Below are 21,918 nucleotides of genomic sequence, written 5' to 3' on the forward strand. Positions count from 1 at the left end.
TCGGGGGACATCATGGGGGTGGAACAATGAGCGCATCGCAGCACGGCGTCGACGTCGATGTTGAGGCGGTTCGCGAGCATTACACGCAAGCCATCGGCGCGTACGAGGCGGCGGGGGAGGCCATCGCGGCGCATCCCGCGCGGGTTGAGCCCGCGAGCTTTGGCCAGGGGTTTGCGAGTCAGGGGGCGCGGATAGCGGCGGCGCTCGAGCTTATCGACGCCACCACGTCCGCCTACTTACGCACCCGCACACACAACTGGGAACGCATCATGCAGCTCGCCTCCGACGTGGCGCGCACGGACGAGGGCAACGCGTCCGGCTTTGGGCCGGGGATTAGCGCCGGGGAGGTGCTCTCGTGACGGCGGTGGAGGCAGAAGTGCAGCGGATGATGTCGCTGATTTTGGCGGCGCCGGTGGCGTCGTCAAGCAAACGTGCGACCGCGCAGGGGATGGCGAACGAGCTCCTCTGCAGCATCGACAGGTTGCGAGGCCAGAACCTTAGCCAGTTCGCGCAGACGGGTGCGCAGCTGCGCGGCCGGTGCGGTGGCACGGGCAGTGTGAGCGCGGGCGGGAGCCTGGGGACTGACATCTTCGGACCTCCCGGCGGCGGCCGCGGTCCCACAGGCGAGCCGATCTGCGGGCCCTGGTTCGACGAAGTGGGCATCACCGCGCGTGAGTCCTCGGACGCCGAGCGGGAAGCCGAGCACTTCACGCAGGTCGATGAGGTCGGCGGGCAGATCGAGGAGTGCTGCAAGGCCATCGAGGACGTGTGCGCGACGGGCGACATTGCGATGCAGGAGATGCTCTCCCCGGTGTGCACCATGCTGGAGATGATTGTGAAGTTCGGGTTCCCGCAGCTCACCGACCAGGTCATTGACGTGGCGATTGGTGCGCTCACGCAGGCGAATGCGACCGCGTCGGACCGCAACTGCGTGATCGAGGACTGCCTGGACACGATTGCGAAGTGCGTGGAGCAGGTCGCTGAGCGGCAGCCGGCACCCGAGGTGGAGTACGGCGGCGGTGCCTGTGACGCGGGCGCGGCGGGAGGCGTGGGCGCGGGCGCGGCCGGGACGGTTGCTGCGCAGTGCGCGGAACCGGTTCAGGCTCCCTCCCCGAAGCCGACGCCGCAGCCTGTGGCGCCGCCGGCTGTCGCACCGGAGCCCGCGCCGGTACCGGAGCCCCCGGCCCAGCGCGAGTGCCCCCGCTTCGAGTCGCGGTGCGTTGAGCGCCCCGCTCCAGTGGGCGTGGGCGCAGCGAGCCTCTCTGCGTCACAGGCCGCGACGTCGGCGGCGTCCGCCGCGTTGGGCGCTGGCGCCGGGGTGTTCCCGCAGGTGGTCCAGCCGCCAGCGCCGCAGATGCTGCCGATGAACATTGAGGTGAACTTCAACTACGCGCTCGACGGCGCCGTCAACGCGGGGCTTGAGGCGGTGGACTGCGAGACGGTGTCGCAGTTCCAGCCCCCGGTGCAGCAGGTTTCCTCGGATTCCTCTGCGTGGGTCGGCACGTTGGTGCAGGTCGGCGCCGCGGCAGTGCTCGAGGGGCTCGACTGTTTTGCGGCCTCGCTCGACGCGGTGGCGGAGTGCCCCGGGGCGGAGTGCTGCACGCACGAAGTCACGGAACCCGAGCCTGTGCCGGAGCCTGAGCCAGAGCCGGTGCCGGAGCCTGTACCAGAACCAGAGCCAGCACCCGAGCCCGAGCCGGTGCCCGAGGACGGCGTGATCCCGCCGCCACCGGAGCTTGCGCAGGTGGAGGAGCCGGCCCCGCCGCCGGAGAAGGTCGCGCACCTGGAGGGCGCGCCGACCGAAGCGGCCCAGGCTCCCGAGCCACCGGCTCCAGAGCCACCGGCTGCCGCTGACCCGGGCGGGGATTCGGGCGCCGAACCGCAACCGGAGCAGCACGAAGGACAAACCGAACACACAGCAGAGCCTGAACACACCGAGCAACCAGCGCAGGACGCGCATGAACCGTGGGCAATCAAGAAGACAGGGGAATGGTGATGGATTTCGCAGAGTTTGCCGAGCAGTACCGGCGACGTACCCAGAAGCGCATGCTGGATTTCGAGGCCATGCTCAGAGACAACCAGCGCAAAATGGCGCAGACCGCGAAGTACCACGCGATGGCGCAGGCGAACCCGAACAAGCCACCGCTGGTCGTGCCGCGCGGGGAGTACAGCTACCCGCTCAAGACATCCAAGCTGCTGCAACCGCCGGAGGACGGGCAGAAGCCGATCCGGGCGGTGCTGCGCCGCGAGCCGCCGAACGGGAGGCGCCCACGGTAGGGATGATCGCGAGGCTGTGCCTCAAACGCGCCTAGAACAGCGAGAACCCGCTGTCGTCGCGGCTCAGCCCGGCGGCCTCTGCCAGGTCGTCGCCCACCAGCGACTTCACGCTGCCGCCCGCGGCCTCCGGGTCGGAGTAGGCGGAGTACTTGTTCTCCCCGCCGAGCTGGTGCAAGAGGAATCCGGTGACCAGACCGCGCGCGGTCTCTTGGATGCTGCGGTTGGACTTGCCCAGCCCGAGGACGCGCTTGAGCAGGCCGTCCTCGGAAAACTCCTGCTGGTCGCCCTTCTTGATGGTGCGGTAGCACGCGTCACCGGCCCAGTTGTAGGCCAGCTTCGCGGGGTTGCCCGGATCAAACAGTGCGTCGCCCTCGGGGCCTGGGCCGATGATCATCGCGGGCACGAACGTGGAGCGCGCCGCCTCCGTGGAGGAGGGAGCCACGTTTGCGGGGTAGATCGACGCAACGGCGCGGACCTGCGGGTTGTCCACGGAGGCGAGCACCGCGGCGCCGCCGCCCATGCCGTGGCCGACCATGCCGAGCTTGCCGGAGGAGACCGTAATGTTGCCGTTGCCCAGGCGCACGCCCGCGCAGATCTGCAGCGCCGTTTCGAGGTCGGCGGCGAAGCCGCGGTGGTCGGGCGCCAGCCCCGTTTCCGTGTTCGGCGCGGCGACGACGATGCCCCAGCTGGCCAGGTGGCGCAGGAAGCGGTGGTAGTCGCCGACCTTCTTGGTCCAGTCGTGCCCGAAGGCGACGGCGGGCAGGTCCTTGCCTTCCACCGGCGCGTACACCTTGCCGGGCAGGCCGGTGTAGCCCAGGTCGCCCTCGAGGACGCGGTGCGGGCCGCGCTTGGACAGTTCGGAAAGATTCTTCAACTTCGCAGACACGCCGACAATGGTACTCGAGCAGTGCGTCGTACGTGCGCAGTCCACGGCTTCGGCCCCGCGCGTCGTTTCCGCTAGGGTGAGCCGGGAACGATAGGAGGTGGCAGGATGCTCGGCGCACTCTCGCTCGCATTCGTCGATTCGGTGAACCTACTGCTTATCGGCGTCATCGTGGCGGTAGGCATCATGGTGCCCCGCCACAGCCGCACCTACGCAGCCATCACGGCGCTGCTCATCGCGGGCGATTGGCTGGGCGTGGCCAGCCTCGCCCTGCTCATGCTCGCTATTTTCGACGGCCTCGGGCCCCTCGTTCACGACTTCGTCGACGGCCCCATCTTCGGCGTGCTCCTCCTGGTCACAGGCTTGGCCACCGCGGTGCTCGCGCTGAAGGGCGGAGACAACAGCAAGCTTATCGACGCCATCTTGAAAACGCTCCGCAAACCAAACGCCCTGACGGTGGTCACCGGCTTCATCCTCGGTGTGGTGCAATCAGCCACCTCGATGCCATTTTATGGCGGGCTGGCCCTGCTCTCCACGGCGGGCATTCCGCCGGAGATCCGCTACACGTCGCTGGTCCTCTACGCCACCGTGGCCCTGTCGCTGCCAACCCTGTCCGCGCTGCTGGTCGGCTGGGTCCGCGCGCGCCCGGAGAGTCTGGCGGGCCGCGGGTTTGCGTGGGCGCGCTCGAACCCCCACACGGTGACCCTGGCCGCGACGTGGGCGGTGTCCGCCTTGCTCATCCTGCTCGGCGTCCTGCACTTGCTTTAAACCGGTCGCGAGTGGTGCACAATAGCGTGCATGAGCCCAACACGTCGGCAACCCCTGGTCACCCGCATCGACCTTGATGCCATCGCGCACAACACTCGCGTCCTCGCAGCACAGGCGGGTCCCGCGCGCCTGATGTGCGTGGTGAAGGCGGACGCCTACAACCACGGCGTGCAGCGCTGCGTGCCGGTGATGGACCGCAACGGCGCGGAGGCGTTCGGTGTCGCCACCTTCGCGGAGGCCCGCCAGGTCGCCCAGCTCACCGACAAGCCGGTCCTGGCCTGGCTGTGGACCCCGGGCGAGGAGATCCCCGCCGGCATCGAGGTCGGCGTCCCCTCGCTTGCGCACCTGGGCATGCTTCTCGACGCCACCGCGACCCCCACCCCCACCCGCGTTCACCTCATCGTGGACACGGGCATGAACCGTTCCGGGCTGGACGAGGACGCGTGGCCCGAGGCCTTCGCGCGGGCGGCGCGCGCCGAGACGGAAGGAGCGATCCGCGTCGTCGGCCTGATGAGCCACCTGGCCTGCGCGGACGACCCGGGCAACCCGTTTACCGCGGAGCAGCTCGCCGCGTTCGCCCGCGCCCAGGCGCAGGCGCGGGCGGCGGGGCTCGACCCGCGGGTCAACCACATCGCAAACTCGCCGGCCCTGTGGACCTGCCCGGAGGCGCACTGCGAGCAAGTACGACCGGGGCTGAGCTTGTACGGCGATGAACCGGTGCCGGGCCAGACCCACGGGCTGCGGCCCGCGATGACGTGGGCGGCCCGCGTGGTGGCGGTCAAGCCGATCGCGCGCGGCGAGTCCGTGAGCTACGGCCTGACCTGGCAGGCGCCGGAGGACGGGTACACGGCGCTTGTTCCGGTGGGCTACGCCGACGGGGTGGGGCGTTCGTGGCAGGACCACTTCGGCGCCACCATCGGCGGGCAGTGGTACCCGCAGGTGGGCAGGGTGTGCATGGACCAGATTGTGCTGTGGCTTGGCGCGGATGGTGCCACCGGCGCTAGCCCCGTGCGCCCGGGGGACGAGGCGGTGCTCTTCGGCGACGGCGGCGTGAGCGCGGACGAGCTGGCGGGCGCGGTGGGCACGATCAATTACGAGGTGCTGTGCGCGCCCAAGGGCAGGACGGTGCGGGAGTATGTTGGGGAGGGAAGAGAGGGGCGTCGATAAGCGAAAGGCGAGGGAGACACGTGCAACGAGTGTGCGAAACTGCGGCTGAGACGAAGGCGCTCGGCCGCGAGCTCGGCGCGACCCTGCGCGCGGGCGATGTGGTGATTCTGGACGGGCCGCTCGGCGCCGGGAAGACCACGCTGACGCAGGGCATTGCGGACGGGCTCGGCGTGAAGGGGCGGGTGACCAGCCCGACGTTTGTGATTGTGCGGGAGCATCGGTCGCTGTCCGGCGGCCCCTCGCTGATTCACGTCGACGCGTACCGGCTGCTCGGTGAGGGCTCGAGCGGCGACCCGCTCGGCGAGCTCGACGCGCTGGACCTGGATACGGAGCTGGACCGGGCCGTGGTGGTCGCGGAGTGGGGCGGCGGACTGATCGAGCAGCTCGGGTCGCGCTACCTGCTGGTCACGCTGGACCGCGAGACGATGGTGCGCGAGGACCCCGACTCGGAGGGGCGCATTATTGGCTGGGAGTGGCGCGGCGGCGAGCCGGGTGAGGGGCAAACTGGCGATCTTGGTCAGTCAATGTAGGCTTTAGCCCATGCTGAAGCTCTCCAACACCAACCGCGGATGGGTTGCGCTGGCCTGCGCTTTGTGGGTCGTGCTGCTCGTCGCGATGATTTTCATCCCCATGTCCCGCCCGAATGCGCAGGCAGCCTCCGCAACGCCGACGAACTCGCTGCAGGACTCCATCGAGGAGCTCAACCCGAGCGGCGACGCGCTCATGGGGCAGATGCTGGACCCGAGCCAGATTTACGACGCAGAGCAGTACATGGGCTTTACCACCCTGTGCCCGACCGAGCCGCCGGAGCTGCTGAACAGCAAGCTGGAGGCACTGCACCTCTCCCAGGATGACCTGGAGATGAGCGCCGACGAGAACGCCAGCGATGACGAGAAGAACACCGCGTACGTCGCGCTGCTGAAGCAGGATGAAAACGCCGAGCCGGGTCTGGACAAGGTGGATCTGCGCTACGTGGACATCTGCCAGGCCCCGGCCACCACTGCGTACCCGCTGCAGACCCCGATCATCGTGGGCAAGCAGGGCGGCAAGTGGTTCATGATGCCGGCGCAGTAATGCTTGTACTCGCACTCGACACGGCAACGACAGACCTGGTCGCGGGCCTGGCGGAGGTCTCCGACCCCGCTGACCCCGCCAGCCCTAATTCCTGCGAGGTAATCGCGGAGTCCGTGACCGCCACCCGCGCCCACAACGAGTTGCTCGTCCCCACGGTGACGCAGCTTCTTCAGGGCGCGGGTCGCGCGTTTGCGGACATCGACGCCATCGTGGTGGGCTGCGGCCCTGGCCCGTTCACCGGTCTGCGCGTGGGGATGGCAACGGCGTCCGCGTTCGGCCAGGCTCTGGGCGTCCCCGTCCACGGCGTGGTCACGCACGACGCGGTCGCCGCTTTGCTGGACGCCCCCTCGGCCCTCGTGGTCACCGACGCCCGCAGGCGCGAGGTGTACTGGGCGCGTTACGACGCCGGCGCGCGCGTAGACGGCCCCGACGTGGTGGCCCCGGCGGCGTTGGAGTGCCCGCCGGTGGCGGTCTGCTCGGTCCCCGAGCAGCTCGCCGAGCAGCTCCCCGAACAACTCACGGCGCAGGCGGAGCGGGTGACCTACCAGGCGCCAACCACCGCCGGTCTTCTCGCCGCGGCCGACCTCACCGCGACACCCGGCCCGCTGGTGCCGCACTACCTGCGCCGCCCGGACGCCGTCCCGCCGAAGGCGACCCCGAGGTCGCCCGCCCTGCCGGAGGTGGACCTCTCCCAGTTCCGCGCGTCGGGGAAGTAAGGGGAGCACGTGCAGTTTCGGGAACTGGTCCCGGCGGACGCCGCCCGCGTCGCCGAGCTGGAGCAAGCCCTGTTTGCGGGCGACCAGCCGTGGACCGAGAAGATGCTGCTGGCGGAGTTTGCCCAGCGCCACACCTTCTACGTCGGCGCCTTCGATGGCGGCGACACTGACGGTGGCGTGCTCATCGGCTACGCCGGCCTGGCCATGCTGGGCCCGCGCGAGGACCCCGAGTTTGAGATCCACACCATCGGCGTCGACCCGGCGCACCAGCGCCGCGGCGTCGGCCGAGCACTGATGGACCAGCTCCTGCACACCGCCGACCTGCTCGACGGGCCCGTGTTCCTCGAGGTGCGCACAGACAACGCCCCCGCGATTGCCATGTACGAGCGCTACGGCTTTGCCACCACCGGCGTGCGCAAGAACTATTACCAGGCGTCGGGCGCGGACGCGTACGCTATGATGCGCCCCCGCAGGACCGCGCGGGGAAGTCATACATCACCAGAAGGGGAGCAGGAAGCATGATCGTGCTGGGGATTGAATCGTCGTGCGATGAGACCGGCGTGGGCATCGTGGACCTGCACCCGGACGGGACGATGGAGGTCCTCGCGGACGCCGTCGCGTCCTCGATGGAGCAACACTCGCGCTTCGGCGGCGTGGTGCCGGAGATCGCCTCGCGCGCCCACCTCGAGGCCATGCCGCAGGTCATGGAGGCCGCGCTGCGCGAGGCCGGCATTGCCAAACCCGATGCCGTCGCCGCGACCGTCGGCCCGGGCCTCGCCGGCGCGCTGCTGGTCGGCGCGTCCGCGGCGAAGGCGTACGCCGCCGCCTGGGGCGTGCCCTTTTACGGCGTGAACCACCTCGGCGGCCACGTCGCGGTGGCCAATCTGGAGAGCGAGTCCGAGCTGCCGCACTCCATCGCCCTGCTGGTTTCCGGCGGCCACACCCAGCTGCTCGAGGTCCAGGCCGTGGGCCGCCCGATGCGGGAGATGGGCTCGACGCTTGACGACGCCGCCGGCGAGGCCTACGACAAAGTCGCCCGCCTCCTCGGCCTCGGGTACCCGGGCGGACCCGTGGTGGACAAGCTGGCGGCGCAGGGTGACCCGAACGCCATCGCGTTCCCGCGCGGCCTGTTCAAAGCGCAGGACCTGCGTGGGGAGCACCGCTTCGACTTTTCCTTCTCCGGGCTGAAGACCGCGGTCGCCCGCTACGTGGAGGCCGCTGAGCGAGAGGGGCGCGTCATCAGCATGGAAGACGTGTGTGCCTCCTTCCAGGAGGCGGTGTGTGACGTGCTCACCGCCAAGGCTGTCATGGCCTGCGAGGACACCGGTGCGCGGACGCTGCTGCTCGGCGGCGGCGTGGCGGCCAATTCGCGGCTGCGCGGGCTCGCGCGCGAGCGCTGCGAGGCCCACGGCATCGAGCTACGGGTTCCGCGCTTCAAGCTGTGCACGGACAACGGCGTGATGATCGCTGCGCTGGCCGGCCAGCTCATCCACGAGGGCGCGCGGCCGTCCCCGCTGTCCACTGCCACCGACACGTCGCTCGAGGTGGAAACGCCGCTCGTCGGCGCGTGACCCCTGGCCCGGAGGAGCTTTCGCTCCTGCACAAACGCTGGGGAGTGACTATGTTGGTGGGCGAGAGTAGAGCCAAGAGTAGATCACTGCACCAGAGCAGCACTGCGCCAGGGAGGATTGCTGACCATGACTGATGCATCACACGCCACGGGCCACACGCCGGAGACCACGACGAATCCGGAGCAGGCGGACCGGGAGCGGTTCGGCTTCCTGGTGTCGCCGGACCTGAGCTACCGCCGCATCGTGTTTGATGAGGACACGGCGCGTGACTTCCTTGGCGGGATGCACGACGACTTTGTTGACGTCGCATTTGAGCAGGAAGGCAACCGCTTCCACGCGCTGTTCAACCCGGAGGCTCGCGCTCAAGGCGCGGAGCCGAACCCGGTGGCCTCTTTGGCGCGCAACACCGCGGCGACGAACAACCCGGCGTTTCTCACGGACCCGACCCGCGCGATCTGCGGACCGGTCATCTTTACCAACCGCGAGGGCAAGAGCGTGGAGGAGCGCACCATCGAGTCTGTGGATCAGGCGATCCGCGCGGTGCAGAACTACCGCGAGGACAATCCGGAGGAATACGAGCTCTGGCGCAACGCGGTACTGAACGCGGATCACGCGCAGTAGCGATTTCGGGGGGCCGTGTTGTTGTGACTTAGCACTCGTGTGGGTAGAGTGCTAACCAGGTTGTGTAGAGCACAGTTGTTTACCCGCGACGACGGCTGCGCATCGAGACAACTGCAAAACCTGCAAGATTGCAACGCAACATCACGAAAGGTCACCAAGGTACCGATTATGGCAAACGTCAATATCAAGCCGCTGGAAGACAAGGTTCTCGTCCAGATCGCAGAGGCTGAAACCACCACCGCCTCCGGCCTGGTTATCCCGGACTCTGCCGCTGAGAAGCCGCAGGAAGCCGTCGTCATCGCTGTTGGCCCGGGTCGTCTGGACGACAACGGCAACCGCGTCGCCCCGGATGTCAAGGAGGGCGACACCGTCGTGTTCTCCAAGTACGGCGGCACCGAGCTGAAGTACAACGGCGAGGAGTACCTGCTGCTGTCTGCTCGCGACCTGCTCGCTGTCGTCGAAAAGTAAGCGAAGGGGGCTTAGCCACCAATGGCAAAACTTATCGCTTTTGAACAGGAGGCCCGCGAGGGCATCCAGCGCGGCGTGGACATCCTCGCCGACGCAGTCAAGGTCACCCTCGGCCCGCGCGGCCGCAACGTGGTCCTCTCCAAGTCCTGGGGCGGCCCGACCGTGACCAATGACGGCGTGACCATCGCGCGCGACATCGACCTTGAGGATCCGTTTGAGAACCTCGGCGCGCAGCTGGTCAAGTCCGTCGCCGTCAAGACCAACGACATCGCTGGTGACGGCACCACCACCGCGACCCTGCTCGCGCAGGCGCTCGTGTCCGAGGGGCTGCGCAATGTTGCCGCCGGCGCGAACCCGATCGAGCTGAACAAGGGCATCGCCGCCGCTGCGGAGAAGATCGTGGAGGAGCTGCGCGAGCGTGCGACGCCGGTCTCGGCATCGTCGGAAATCGCGAACGTGGCCACGGTCTCCTCCCGCGACCCGGAGGTCGGCGAGATGGTCGCCGGCGCGATGGACAAGGTGGGCAAGGACGGTGTGCTCACCGTCGAGGAGTCCCAGTCCATCGACTCCTACGTGGACCTTACGGAGGGCATCTCCTTTGACAAGGGCTTCCTGTCGCCGTACTTCATGACGGATCCGGACGCCGGCCAGGCCGTGCTCGAAGACGCGCGCGTCCTGCTGGTCCGCAACAAGATCTCGTCGCTGCCGGACTTCCTGCCGCTGCTGGAGCAGATCGCGGAGGCGTCCGTGCCGCTGCTGATCATCGCGGAGGACGTCGAGGGCGAGCCGCTGCAGGCCCTCGTGGTCAACACGATGCGCAAGACCCTGAAGGTCGCCGCCGTCAAGGCGCCGTACTTCGGCGAGCGCCGCAAGGCGTTCATGGACGACCTGGCCGTGGTCACCCAGGCCACCGTCATTGACCCGGAGGTCGGCGTCAACCTCAAGGACGCCACCCTCGACCAGCTCGGCCGCGCACGCCGCGTCACCGTGACCAAGGACGATACCGTGCTTGTCGACGGCGCGGGGACGGCCGAGGCCATCGAGGAGCGCCGCAACCAGATCCGTCGCGAGATCGAGTCCACCGATTCCACCTGGGATCGTGAGAAGGCGGAGGAGCGCCTGGCCAAGCTGTCCGGCGGCGTCGCTGTCATCCGCGTCGGCGCCGCCACCGAGACCGAGGTCAACGAGCGCAAGCTGCGCGTCGAGGACGCCATCAACGCCGCGCGCGCCGCGGTGCAGGAGGGCGTGATCGCCGGCGGCGGTTCCGCGCTCGTGCAGATTGCGAAGGAGCTCGAGTCCTACGCCGAGCAGTTCGCGGGCGAGCAGAAGGTCGGCGTGCTGGCCGTCGCCCGCGCGCTGCGCAAGCCGGCGTACTGGATCGCTGACAACGCGGGCCTGGACGGTTCCGTGGTCGTCTCCAAGATCGCCGAGATGAACAACGACGAGGGCTTCAACGCCGCCACGCTCGAGTACGGCAACCTCGTCGAGCAGGGCATCATCGACCCGGTGAAGGTGACCCACTCCGCAGTGGTCAACGCCACCTCCATCGCCCGTATGGTGCTCACCACGGAGGCATCCGTGGTGACCAAGCCTGCCGAGGAGGACGAAGCCGCAGGTGCCGCTGGCCACGCAGGCCACGCGCACTAGCGGTAGATGCACCGCGCGCCGGTTGGACCGGCAAAATGCCCCGGGACTTAAAGTCCCGGGGCATTTTGCGTGGGCGCTACTTTGCGGAGGCCGCAGCAGGCACCTTCACGCTGCTGCCGTGCCCGCCGCGCAGGATCACCTGGCGCTCGGACTCGCTCATGCCGCCCCAGATGCCGTACGGCTCAGCGACGCGGAGCGCGTGCTCGCGGCACTGCTCGAGGACGGGGCAGGTGTAGCAGATCGCCTTCGCGCGGTTCTCGCGCTGTGCGCGGGCGCGTCCGCGCTCTCCATCCGGGTGGTAAAACACCTCGGAAGCTTCGCCACGGCATGCGCTGTGGAGCTGCCAATCCCAGAAGTCTGCGTTCGGTCCGGGAAGCTGATGCGGCAGGGACATTATCGTAGAGGCTCCTTGTAGAGAATGTGCTGAAGAGAAAGCGTGTGAAGTTGTGCCGGCGGGCCGCGCGGGGCGTCACCGATTTCGAAGTGTCCACCGCCTTGGTAAACGATAGGTTTCCCATGGGTGTCCCACAGCTGTATTCGCGCAAGCAACGCCGAAAAAATGCACTGTGAGCAGGGTCGATGATAAAGGTAAAGCGCTGGTGAACTTTAAGGGAACCTTGGAAGAGGTGCGGAAAATGTCGGGGAGGTGGCGTCGATAAGCGCTCTGTGGGCGTGTGTGCCTACTGGACCGCGGTGCAACATTATGGTCTGCGACCTATTACACTTCCTACGGTTACTTAAAACGGTGGACCTTAAGCCGGCGAGCGAGCAAGGAGCGAGATGACGACTCCCCACGATGAGGACGAGCTGCAGCGGCTCGTCCCTCTCGCCGTCGACGGGGACAAGCGGGCACTGCAGCGGGTGCTGGCCATCGTGCACCCGATGGTGCTGCGCTACACCCGCGCACGCATTGGCGGGCACCGCATGCCCACGGCGGAGGATGTCGCGCAGGAGATCTGCCTCGCGGTGGCCACCTCGATTCACCGCTACGTGGACCAGGGCAAGCCGTTCATGGCGTTCGTGTACGGCATCGCGTTTAACAAGGTCGCTGACGCGCACCGCGCGCTCTCGCGCGACAAGCTCACCCCCACCGAAGAGGTGCCGGATGCGGAGTTTCACGGCCTGACTCCGGAGGAGTTTGCACTGGTGGGGGACGGGAGTAACAGAGCGCGCGCGTTGCTCGATGTACTCAATGACAAGGCGCGCGACATCGTCATTCTGAGGGTGTTCGTTGGTCTTTCCGCAGAAGAGACGGCGCAGGCTGTGGGCTCGACCGCGGGTGCGGTGCGAGTTGCCCAGTACCGTGCGCTGGCGACGCTGCGTAAAAAACTGGAGGAAGGGGAGTTGCACAATGACTCGGCGCGATGATGAGGCCACCGAGGAGTTCGCCGCGGTAGCCGACGTAGACGCTTGGCTTGATGCGATCGCCGCCGGCGAGGACCCCTCCGGCGGCGAGGATGAGCTCGCAGCACTCTTCCTGGACTTGAAGGGCGAGGTGGATCGTCCCGCGTCCGAGCCGCTGCTTATCGACGCCACGTCGACCCCCTCCGACAACCCCGACGCCTCCGACGCCCCCGACGAGACCGGTACAGCAGGTTCCGTCATCCCGTTCCGCAGCGCGTCCCGGAAGCCGCGCCGGTCGCGCCGTGGTGTGAGCCCGTGGGTCTCCGGCCTGGTCGGCGCTGCCGCGGCGACCGCCGTTGTCACCGGCAGCGGGGCGGCGCTCTACAACGCAACCCCTGGTTCGCCCCTCTGGGGCCCGGCGACCGCAGTCTTTGGTGACCGCACCGCGGCCGTCGAGCTGGCCGCCACGCTCGACGAGCTCGAGGCGGCCAACGACTCCGGCGACAAGGACGCGGCTTCCGCGCTGTTCGAGCAGGCCAGGGCGCTGCTTGCATCCATGGAGCCGCGGGCAAATCAGGGCCGGGACGGCGAAGAGGGCCGGGCCCCGATCACCACGATGCGTACCAAGGTCTCCACGGTGACGGTCACCCCGCCGCCTGCTGAGCCGCCGGCTTCCGCTCCGGAGCCGCAGACCGTGACGGAAACGGTGGTGCCCTCAGCCAGCCCGCAGCCGACCCTGGAGCAGCCGGCGTCCAGCGCTGCCGCCCGGCCGAGCGCTCAGCCGTCCAGCCAGGCCGGCCAGTCCAGTGCCGTTCGCCCGAACCCTCTACCTCAACCGAGCGCGGCTGCGCCAAGCCAGGGCGCAGAGTCCGGGAACAAGGAAAGCGCTGCGGACGGGGCGGTCGCGCCGTCGCAGGTGGATCAGGGTGCAGCCGGGGAAAGCGAGGGTGCCGGGGCGGTGGAGGACCACAGCGACGCGCTTGGTCAGGCGCAGAACTACTAGGAAGCGCCGGGCCCGAAGTTAGCGGGTCTCCAGGCCGTCGAGGAACCCCATGGCGTAGTCCCAGGTGACGTAGGCGTCGTAATCAATCTCCGCGCTCGGCTCGTGCACCGGCGGGAGCTGGTTGCGCAGGGTAGCCAGCATGTTGTGTTCCATGATGGCCCAGTCGTAGTAGTGCCATTGCTCGCAGTCGTCGCACATGAAGTAGATGCCGCGGATGCCGCGGGGCTGCAGGCGGCGGATGCAGTCGCGAACGCACTGCAGGTCGCGCAGCACGTCGGCACGCTCCTGCGGGGAGAGGGGTTCCGGGAGCGCGTCATCCTCAATAAACGACGCCGGATCGTTCGGGTCATCCGCGAACGGGTCCTTGGGCATCATGTCATCAAAGTTCACACCACCAACCCTATGTGCTTTGCGGGCCCGTGCCAATTCCCCCGCCTTACGTGAAACGGCGCTGACGATATATCATGACGGAAAGTAAACGGTGTGACCCGCGCGGGAGAGGAGACGCAGCAATATGGCAAATGAACGAGTTCTCACAGGTGGCGACGACCCGAACAAGGTGGCGCTGCGGGGCCTGACTTTCGACGATGTGCTGCTCCTGCCGGCCGAGTCCCACATCGTGCCCGCCGAGGTGTCCACGACGTCCAAGTTCAGCCGCAACATCACCCTCGGCATGCCGATTGCGTCGGCGGCGATGGACACCGTCACCGAGTCGCGCATGGCCATCGCCATGGCCCGCCAGGGTGGCATTGGCGTGCTGCACCGCAACTTGAGCGCGCAGGACCAGGCGGAGAACGTCGACGTGGTCAAGCGCTCTGAGTCTGGCATGGTGACCAACCCGGTTACCGCGCGCCCGGACATGACCGTGAACGACGTGGACGCGCTGTGCGCCCGGTTCCGGATCTCCGGGCTGCCGGTCGTGGACGAGGGCGAGCGCCTCGTGGGCATCGTTACCAACCGTGACATGCGCTTCGAGCGCGACTTCCAGCGCAAGGTCGCCGAAATTATGACGCCGATGCCGTTGGTCGTGGCAGAAGAGGGCGTGACCAAGGAGAAGGCGCTCGAGCTGCTTTCCGCAAACAAGGTGGAGAAGCTGCCGATCGTGTCCAAGGACGGCAAGCTGGTCGGACTGATCACCGTGAAGGACTTTGTGAAGACGGAGCAGTACCCGAACGCGTCCAAGGACGCGAACGGCCGCCTGCTCGTCGCCGCCGGCATCGGCACCGGTGAGGACTCCTACGACCGCGCCGGTCTGCTGGCCGAGGCCGGCGTCGACGCCCTCGTGGTCGACTCCGCACACGCGCACAACAACCGCGTGCTGGAGATGGTGGCGCGCGTACAGAAGGACTTCGGCGACCGCCTCGACGTCATCGGCGGTAACCTGGCCACCCGCTCCGCGGCGCAGGCGATGATCGACGCCGGCGCGGACGCCATCAAGGTGGGCATCGGCCCGGGCTCGATCTGCACCACCCGCGTTGTCGCCGGCGTCGGCGCGCCGCAGATCACCGCGATTATGGAGGCCTCCGTGCCGGCGCACAAGGCGGGCGTGCCGATCATTGCAGACGGCGGCATGCAGTTCTCCGGCGATGTGGCCAAGGCCCTGGCCGCCGGCGCATCGACCGTCATGCTTGGCTCCATGCTCGCCGGTACCGCCGAGGCCCCGGGCGAGATCGTCGTGGTGGGCGGCAAGCAGTACAAGCGCTACCGCGGCATGGGCTCCATGGGCGCCATGCAGGGCCGCGGCCTGACGGGGGAGAAGCGCTCCTTCTCCAAGGACCGCTACTTCCAGGCCGATGTGACCAGCGAGGACAAGCTGGTGCCGGAGGGCGTCGAGGGGCGCGTGCCGTTCCGCGGCGAGCTCGACTCCATCACCCACCAGATCGTCGGCGGCCTGCGCGCAGCGATGGGCTACACCGGCTCCGCCTCGATCGAGGAGCTGCAGACCAAGCAGTTCGTCCAGATCACCACGGCTGGCCTGCGTGAATCCCACCCGCACGACATCACCCAAACCGTCGAGGCACCGAACTACCGCCACTAGGATCGAGTTGTAACAACACCATGCACGAATACGTGGAAATTGGCAGCGGCCGCGAGGCGCGCAAGGCCTACGACCTCCGCGATCTGTCCCTGGTCCCGGCGCGCCGCACGCGCTCGTCCAAGGACGTCGACACCACCTGGCATATCGACGCTTACACGTTCGACCTGCCACTGTGCTCGCACCCGACGGACGCGCTGGCCAGCCCCGAGTTTGTCATTGAGATGGGCAAGCAGGGCGGCCTGGGCATCCTCAACGCGGAGGGCCTGCTGGGCCGTCACGCGTCGTTCGCGGACTCCGTGGCAAAAGTCGTCGGCGCGGCGAGCACCGACTGGCACGAGATGGAGACCATGCTGCAGTCCCAGTCGCGCGGCACCGCCGTGCTGCAGGAGCTGCACCAGGCGAAGTTGGACATGGACCTGTTTGCGGAGCACATGGCGCGCGTGCGCGACTCGGGCGCGACCGTCGCGGTGCGCGTGAGCCCGCAGAACGCGCGCGAGCTGGCGCCGCACCTGATCAAGGCGGGCGCAGAGATCCTGTTTATCCAGGGCACCATCATCTCCGCCGAGCACGTGCAGCAGGGCGGCGAGCCGCTCAACCTGAAGGAGTTCATCGGCTCCCTCGACGTCCCGGTGATCGCCGGCGGCGTCTTTGATTACAGCACCGCGATGCACCTCATGCGCTCGGGCGCGGCCGGCGTGATCGTCGGCTCCGGCCAGTCGAACCAGAACATGGCGCTGGACGTCCCGCTGGCCACCGCGATCGCCGACGTGGCCGCGGCGCGCCGCGACTACCTGGATGAGACTGGTGGCCGCTACGTCCACGTCCTCGCTGACGCGGACGTGCGCACCTCTGGCCAGATTGCCGTTGCGCTCGCGCTGGGCGCGGACGCGGTCATGGTGGGCGAGCCGCTCGCTCGCGCCGCGGAGGCCTCCGGCGAGGGCATGTACTGGGAGTCTGTGCTGGGGCACCCGCGCTTCCCGCGTGGTGAGATGCGTCGGGTGGTTGCTGCCGAGGAGCGCCAGCCGCTGGAGATTGTGCTGCACGGACCGTCGCACGACCCGTACGGCACCATGAACCTGGTGGGTGGCCTGCGCAGGATCATGGCGAAGTGCGGTTACACGGACACCAAGTCGTTCCAGAAGGTGAATCTGACCGTCCGAAATTAATCGGATATTGCGCAGAAATACCTGATAGATTGAGACCCACTATGGCCTACGACGTGATTCTGGACCGGGATGTGACGGACGGCCCGCAGCACCTGGTCGAGGTGGATGACATCTTCTTCTCGGTCACGGATGCCAAGGGCATCATGACCGACGTGAACGAGGTGTTCATCTACTACGCCCAGTACCCGCTGGAAGAGATGATCGGCAAGCCGCACAACCTCATCCGCCAGGACGAGATGCCGGGCGGCGCGTTCAAGGCCATGTGGGACTGGATCCAGGCCGGCAAGCCGTTCGCCGCCTACGTGCGTAACTTGGCCAAGAGCGGTTCGGCGTACGACGTCTTGGCCACGGTCACCCCGCTGCCGGGGGACCGTTACCTGTCGGTGCGCACCCGGCCGATGACGCACTACTTCCAGGACGCCGCGAAGGTGTACCAGGAGGCGAACGTCGTTGAGCACAAGGCGAAGGCCGAGGGGGTCGGACGACGGAAGCGGGCCGAGCTCGGGTGGGAGCGGATCTGCGAGCTCATCCCGGACTACGACGCGTTCATGGCGGAGATCCTGCCCGCCGAGGTCACCGCGCGCGAGGAGGCCGGCTTTGTCCTCCCCGAGGGCGAAGGTGAGGTGTACGAGGCCACCGCGGCGCTGTACGCGGAGCTGGAGAGTTTCATGGGCATCCAGACCTCCATCAAGCAGTCGGCCGAGGAGCTCTCGCGCGCCTGCCAGACCCTGTTGGAGGAAAACGCCGTGACCAACCGGGTCAAAGACGAGATGGAAAACGTGGTGGCGGAGGGCGCCACCCGCACGCTGTTGCTCGCACCGCTGCAGGTGTGGGCCACCATGCGTGGGATTATTGATGAAAACGCGCAATCGCTCGCCGAGGTCGCCGAGGAACTCCAGGACCGCGCGGCGAAGGCCCGCACTGCGATCGCCCTGGCCCGCCTGCACGCCGCGCAGACGGCGACGTTCTCCGCGGAGGAGGACCGGATTGAGTCGATGCAGATGCTCTATGACGCCATGGAGGTCGCCCTCCGCGACATGGACAACGCGGTGTTCCTGCACTCCTCGCTGGCCAACCGCGTGGAGCTGAAGGTGAACTCCATCTCCGAGCTGACCAAGATGCCGCTGGAGATGATCCGCCGCTGGTCCCAGTCCACCGCGCAGCAGCCAGTGGGCCAGAACATCGACCCGCTGGTCGCGCAGGTGGAGCAGGCCATTCAGGCTGCCGACGCCTCCATCGCCCAGCTGCAGCTCTCCTCCAAGGACCTCGGCGAGGACCCCTCGGTCGACGGGGTGCACGACGCGCTTGAGCGCCTTCGCCGGGCCGTCTACTAGACGTGCGCACGCACGGGCGCGCCGCTTCCTATGGAATTTTGCGCCAACGCCTACTAGTTTTTATGGAAGGCTCATGCGCCCTTACTTTGGCGCGTGTCGTGCTCTAGTCCGGCGGAAAGTTTGGGAGAACTGAAATGCGTGGACGGATTGTTCGTTCTGCAGTAGCACTTGTCACCACCACCGTGACTGCCGTCGCGTTGTGCGCGCCGCCAGCGTCATCAGCCCCTGCGGCCTCCGACGTGTCCAACTCGGCTGAGACACCGCTTGGCGACGCCGGCGCGAGCGATTACCCCCTGTTCACCTTCTACCGGCCCGAGTTTGGCAACTGGCTGTACGTCCTGCGCGACCAGGTCGAGCGCGGCGACGCGTTCAACCCGCCGGTGTACGCGCACTTCATCCCCGAATACGAGCAGGTGACTCCACCGCAGCCGCTGACCTACACCAAGGTGGACGGCCCGGAGTGGCTGGAGGTGGACTCCAACACCGGGCAAATCCGCATCACCAACGACATCTCCGCGTATCTGCGCATGACCAACAGGCTGAGCACGCCGGAGCAGGTGGTGTCGTTGAGCGTGAAGGTGACCTACCCGGACGGTCACGACTGGACGCAGCACCTGACCGTGGTGCTGTTTAACAACGAGGAGAGTTACGAGGCGTACAACAACCCGGCCACGGTGGAGGAGCCGCGGTTTGCGCGCCGCCCGATCCCGCTGACCCCGGGAGAGACACTCACGCTGACGCGGAAGGACATTTCGTGGAAGGACCCGCAAGCACAGTGCGGGGAGAAGCCGGGCGAGGAACTGGTGCGGTGCAAGGAGCGCGAGACGCCGGGGTTCTGGCCGGACGGGATCTGGAACGCCGACCTGGTCGTGGAGCCGCAGCCGCAGGAAGAAAACCCTGGCAATCCGCTCCTTGATCCCCAGTACGTCAACGTCGAGGTGGTCAACGACGCGAACGGCCAGTTCCAGGAGTTGCGCATCCACGCGGAGAAGAAGCTGGAGGAGCTGACCAACCAGGGCTACGCGGGCGGCGCGCTGCCGATCCGCTTCCGCTGGAAGGCCCACGACGGCGAGTCCTTCACCACGTTCGACGACAGCACGATGGAAGAGGCGTGGGACACCGTCCCGCTCTACGTCTTCTTTGGCAACCTGTCCGACAAGGACAACTACGTCCCCCGCGCGGTCGCACCGATCACCACCGTGACGGGGCAGGAGGGAAGCGCCGCGCTCCCGGAGTTTGATTCCGCCGGCATCGCGGGCGACCCGGAGCAGCCGGTGAACCCCACGTTCACCGTGATTGGCGCGGACGCCGAGTGGGTATCCGTGGAGGAAGGCCGCATCGTGGCGCGCCCGACCGCGCCCGAGCATGTGGGCAAGCACAAGGTCCAGATGCGGGTGGACTTCCAGGACGGGTCGCACTCCCTCTTCGGCGTCGACGTGATCGTGACCCCGCTGGCCGCCCAGTACGAGCCGCGCTGGGACGACGCGACGCTGGAGCGCGGAACGACCACGGTGCGCGTCCCGCTTGCCGGTACGCTGCCGGGCGAGGACGCCACGACTTCGGTCGCAGCCGACACCGACGGGTTCGCCGCCACCGCCAACGCGGACGGCTCCATCGCCGTCACCGCGCCCGCCGACGCCAAGGTCGGCACGACCGCGACGCTCACGGCGACAACGAAGTACTCCGACACTACGGAGGGCAAGCCCGACACGGTTGACACCGACACCTTCACCGTCACCGTTGTCGCACCCCCGGGGGATAACGTCGCTGACCTGGGCGATGCCCCTTACCCGCCGCAGCGGATCGCCCGCGACGAGGAGCGTAAGGTCGCCGCCCCCGCGGGCGAAAACATCGCGTTCGCGCCGGTCACGGAGGCTGACTCGGGCGCGCCGGGCTACACCGGGCCGACGCCGACGTGGGCGCAGGTAGACGCCGACGGCACGATCACGCTGCGCCCGGACGCGAAGGTCCCGTCGGGCCAGGTGCAGGTGCCGGTGCGCGCAGAGGATGGCAGCGGCAACGTCCGCATCATCGAGGTCCCCGTCACGGTCGGCGCGAACCGCTCCGAGGTTGCCTACCCCACGCGGACCGAGGCGCAGGTGGGCGAGCCGGTGACCATCGCGCCGCTCGAGGGCGTGCGCGAGGGGTTGGAGTTTGCGGTTGTTGGGGGTGAGGGGAGCGTCGATAAGCAAGGCACCATTTCGTACACCCCGAAGCTTTCGCAGGCCGGCGAGCGGACGCTGCGCGTGCGCGTGACCGACCACAGCGGCGCGACTCGCGACATCGAGGTCCCGGTGACGGTGCGCACGGTCAGCGACCGCACCGCGCCGACCTGGGCCGATGCCAGCGCGCCGCAGGGCGAGCCGATCGAGGTCGCCAATTCGGGCGACTCGGTGGAAGGTGCGGTGGTCGAGGCATCGCTTATCGACGCCACATCTTGGTCCGCCTCCGCCAACGGCGACTCCGTCACCGTGCACCCCGACGCGGGCGCGAAGGCGGGGGACCGCGCGACGCTGCGCATCACCGCCACCTACGGCGACGGCAGCAGCGACACGCAGGACGTGACCGTGCGGGTGACCGACGCGCGCGCCTACCCCGAGGGGACGGTCGTGGCGCCCGCGGGGGAGACAACCCGGTCTGAGGCCCCGGGCGGGTTCGGCGACTCGGCCACGTTCGCCCTGGCAGAAGGCTCGCCGTATGGCAACTGGGTGGCGATCGACCCCGCCACCGGCGCCGCGACGCTCACGCCCGCCGCGCGGAAGCGCGACGCCGAGTTCGTCGTGGCCGGGTCCTACGACATCCCGGTGGTGGCCACGCTGCCCGGCGGCGAGCGCGTCCAGCTGACCCTGCCGGTAGCGGTGACCTCGCTGGCCGCGAACCTACACCCGAAGTGGCGCGACGTCGCCGGCGACGCCGGGGCGCAGTTGTCGTCCGCGAACGTCGGCGACGCGCTGCCGGAGGGCACCGTCGTCGCCGCGACCGGCCCCGGCGGCTGGGACGTCGCGCTCACGGACGGCGAGGGCACCGTGACGCTGCGCCCGCCCGCCGGTGCGAAGGTCGGGGACGCCACCCCGGTGCGCGTTGCGCTGACCTACCCGGACGGCAGCACGCAGGACGCGGCGTTTACCGCGAAGGTGGCGCGCGGCGGCCAGTCGACTACGGCGACCCCTCAGACGACGCGGGCGACTGCGACGACGCAGGCGGCTGCGACAACGCAGGCGAGCGCGACGACGCAGGCGAGCGCGACGACCGTGACCGCAGAGCCAACAGCGACTGCGCAGCCTTCCGGGCCGGCGCAGACTGCAAAGCCGGTTCGGCCGACGGTCACGACGCCCGCTGCGCCGACAACCGCGACAACTGAGGCGTCGTCAACGACAACGACCACTGTCACGTCTCACACGACAACCTCTGTGCCCACCACGGCGCCAACCACCACCCCGCCGCGGGACGGGGTGCAGGGCAAGCCGGGCTCGTCGAGTAGCGGGTCTACGGGGAGTGGGGTCGGCGGGTCGTCGACAAGCATGCTCCTCGCGCTGGCGGCCAGCCCGCTGCTGCTGCTCGTCCCGATTGCGCTGGCACAGCAGGTACAGGTGCCGGGGCTGACACCGGCGCTTGATGAGCTCGACGCGCAGCTGCGCGCGCTGCCACCCGAGGTCACCGGTGCGCTGGATGCTGCGCTGGAGGGGTCAGGCTTTCACCTCGGCGGAGCCGCTGCCGCTGGCGGAGTGGTGCTGACCAGCATTGTTGCGCTTGGCGTTGCGGTTGCGGCGGGTCAGACGCAGGGGCAGGGAGGATCGTCGGCCCCGCAGTAGGCCGCGGTAGACAGGGCCAATTGGGCGCG

General features: G+C 68.2%; 22 protein-coding genes. 19 read left to right on the plus strand and 3 right to left on the minus strand.

Annotation, left to right across the window (positions count from 1 at the left end):
• Positions 1-26: 26 nt before the first annotated feature.
• From OVO38_RS01280 to OVO38_RS01290, 3 genes are read left to right on the plus strand one after another with little or no spacing between them, the layout of a single operon-like run.
• Positions 27-359: a hypothetical protein gene (locus tag OVO38_RS01280; protein ID WP_144716791.1), complete on the plus strand. Its 333-nt coding sequence runs from the start codon at positions 27-29 to the stop codon at positions 357-359.
• Positions 356-1,996: a hypothetical protein gene (locus OVO38_RS01285; RefSeq protein WP_267207555.1), complete on the plus strand. Its 1,641-nt coding sequence runs from the start codon at positions 356-358 to the stop codon at positions 1,994-1,996. The genes OVO38_RS01280 and OVO38_RS01285 overlap by 4 nt, the downstream gene beginning before the upstream one ends.
• A complete protein-coding gene (locus tag OVO38_RS01290; RefSeq protein ID WP_133064017.1) occupies positions 1,996-2,277 on the plus strand; it encodes a hypothetical protein in 282 nt (93 codons plus the stop codon). The genes OVO38_RS01285 and OVO38_RS01290 overlap by 1 nt, the downstream gene beginning before the upstream one ends.
• Positions 2,278-2,308: 31 nt before the next feature.
• Here OVO38_RS01290 and OVO38_RS01295 read toward each other — a convergent pair whose 3' ends face one another.
• Positions 2,309-3,163 carry a dienelactone hydrolase family protein gene (locus OVO38_RS01295; RefSeq protein ID WP_095537263.1) on the minus strand — a complete coding sequence of 285 codons (855 nt, stop codon included), beginning with the start codon at positions 3,161-3,163 and terminating at the stop codon, positions 2,309-2,311.
• Positions 3,164-3,268: 105 nt separating this feature from the next.
• On the opposite strand from OVO38_RS01295, the gene OVO38_RS01300 reads away from it, so the two are divergent.
• From OVO38_RS01300 to groL, 10 genes are all read left to right on the plus strand, one after another.
• Entirely contained in the window at positions 3,269-3,928 is a 660-nt protein-coding gene (locus tag OVO38_RS01300; protein WP_095277813.1) for a hypothetical protein, read from the plus strand.
• 30 nt (positions 3,929-3,958) lie between these two features.
• Positions 3,959-5,095, plus strand: coding sequence for an alanine racemase (gene alr, locus OVO38_RS01305; protein WP_267207556.1), 1,137 nt, complete (start codon positions 3,959-3,961; stop codon positions 5,093-5,095).
• A gap of 20 nt (positions 5,096-5,115) precedes the next feature.
• Complete coding sequence (gene tsaE / locus OVO38_RS01310; RefSeq protein ID WP_267207557.1) at positions 5,116-5,625, plus strand: tRNA (adenosine(37)-N6)-threonylcarbamoyltransferase complex ATPase subunit type 1 TsaE; 510 nt, start codon at positions 5,116-5,118, stop codon at positions 5,623-5,625.
• A gap of 10 nt (positions 5,626-5,635) precedes the next feature.
• Positions 5,636-6,169: a hypothetical protein gene (locus OVO38_RS01315; RefSeq protein WP_095546778.1), complete on the plus strand. Its 534-nt coding sequence runs from the start codon at positions 5,636-5,638 to the stop codon at positions 6,167-6,169.
• Positions 6,169-6,885: a tRNA (adenosine(37)-N6)-threonylcarbamoyltransferase complex dimerization subunit type 1 TsaB gene (tsaB, locus tag OVO38_RS01320; protein WP_267207558.1), complete on the plus strand. Its 717-nt coding sequence runs from the start codon at positions 6,169-6,171 to the stop codon at positions 6,883-6,885. Before OVO38_RS01315 ends, tsaB begins: the two co-directional genes overlap by 1 nt.
• Positions 6,886-6,894: 9 nt before the next feature.
• A complete protein-coding gene (rimI, locus tag OVO38_RS01325; protein ID WP_267207559.1) occupies positions 6,895-7,407 on the plus strand; it encodes a ribosomal protein S18-alanine N-acetyltransferase in 513 nt (170 codons plus the stop codon).
• The gene (gene tsaD, locus OVO38_RS01330) at positions 7,404-8,456 is read left to right on the plus strand and encodes a tRNA (adenosine(37)-N6)-threonylcarbamoyltransferase complex transferase subunit TsaD (RefSeq protein ID WP_267207560.1); all 1,053 of its coding nucleotides are present in this window, start codon (positions 7,404-7,406) and stop codon (positions 8,454-8,456) included. Before rimI ends, tsaD begins: the two co-directional genes overlap by 4 nt.
• Positions 8,457-8,582: 126 nt before the next feature.
• Positions 8,583-9,077 carry a hypothetical protein gene (locus OVO38_RS01335; RefSeq protein ID WP_233125644.1) on the plus strand — a complete coding sequence of 165 codons (495 nt, stop codon included), beginning with the start codon at positions 8,583-8,585 and terminating at the stop codon, positions 9,075-9,077.
• A gap of 168 nt (positions 9,078-9,245) precedes the next feature.
• A complete protein-coding gene (groES, locus tag OVO38_RS01340; protein WP_038588532.1) occupies positions 9,246-9,545 on the plus strand; it encodes a co-chaperone GroES in 300 nt (99 codons plus the stop codon).
• Between the two features lie 21 nt (positions 9,546-9,566).
• Positions 9,567-11,192: a chaperonin GroEL gene (gene groL / locus OVO38_RS01345; RefSeq protein ID WP_267207561.1), complete on the plus strand. Its 1,626-nt coding sequence runs from the start codon at positions 9,567-9,569 to the stop codon at positions 11,190-11,192.
• 76 nt (positions 11,193-11,268) lie between these two features.
• On the opposite strand, the gene OVO38_RS01350 is transcribed toward groL, so the two are convergent.
• A complete protein-coding gene (locus OVO38_RS01350; RefSeq protein WP_095546773.1) occupies positions 11,269-11,586 on the minus strand; it encodes a WhiB family transcriptional regulator in 318 nt (105 codons plus the stop codon).
• A 386-nt stretch (positions 11,587-11,972) separates the two neighbouring features.
• On the opposite strand from OVO38_RS01350, the gene OVO38_RS01355 reads away from it, so the two are divergent.
• Together OVO38_RS01355 and OVO38_RS01360 are read left to right on the plus strand one after the other, a co-directional pair.
• Complete coding sequence (locus OVO38_RS01355) at positions 11,973-12,560, plus strand: sigma-70 family RNA polymerase sigma factor (RefSeq protein WP_239214937.1); 588 nt, start codon at positions 11,973-11,975, stop codon at positions 12,558-12,560.
• A complete protein-coding gene (locus tag OVO38_RS01360) occupies positions 12,544-13,539 on the plus strand; it encodes a hypothetical protein (RefSeq protein WP_267207562.1) in 996 nt (331 codons plus the stop codon). Before OVO38_RS01355 ends, OVO38_RS01360 begins: the two co-directional genes overlap by 17 nt.
• An 18-nt stretch (positions 13,540-13,557) precedes the next feature.
• Here OVO38_RS01360 and OVO38_RS01365 read toward each other — a convergent pair whose 3' ends face one another.
• Positions 13,558-13,929: a DUF5319 domain-containing protein gene (locus OVO38_RS01365; protein ID WP_267207563.1), complete on the minus strand. Its 372-nt coding sequence runs from the start codon at positions 13,927-13,929 to the stop codon at positions 13,558-13,560.
• 124 nt (positions 13,930-14,053) lie between these two features.
• On the opposite strand from OVO38_RS01365, the gene guaB reads away from it, so the two are divergent.
• The 4 genes from guaB to OVO38_RS01385 all read left to right on the plus strand — a co-directional run bounded on the left by guaB (position 14,054) and on the right by OVO38_RS01385 (position 21,889).
• Positions 14,054-15,577, plus strand: coding sequence for an IMP dehydrogenase (gene guaB, locus OVO38_RS01370; RefSeq protein WP_267207564.1), 1,524 nt, complete (start codon positions 14,054-14,056; stop codon positions 15,575-15,577).
• 20 nt (positions 15,578-15,597) lie between these two features.
• Positions 15,598-16,743, plus strand: a complete 1,146-nt coding sequence (locus OVO38_RS01375; RefSeq protein WP_095277787.1) for a GuaB3 family IMP dehydrogenase-related protein — start codon at positions 15,598-15,600, stop codon at positions 16,741-16,743.
• 41 nt (positions 16,744-16,784) lie between these two features.
• Positions 16,785-18,077 carry a PAS domain-containing protein gene (locus OVO38_RS01380; protein WP_267207565.1) on the plus strand — a complete coding sequence of 431 codons (1,293 nt, stop codon included), beginning with the start codon at positions 16,785-16,787 and terminating at the stop codon, positions 18,075-18,077.
• A 134-nt stretch (positions 18,078-18,211) separates the two neighbouring features.
• Complete coding sequence (locus tag OVO38_RS01385) at positions 18,212-21,889, plus strand: Rib/alpha-like domain-containing protein (protein ID WP_267207566.1); 3,678 nt, start codon at positions 18,212-18,214, stop codon at positions 21,887-21,889.
• Positions 21,890-21,918 lie beyond the last annotated feature (29 nt).

The sequence above is a fragment of the Corynebacterium sp. Marseille-P8863 genome (genome assembly GCF_946902955.1).
GTDB classification, from domain to species: Bacteria; Actinomycetota; Actinomycetes; order Mycobacteriales; family Mycobacteriaceae; genus Corynebacterium; species Corynebacterium gottingense.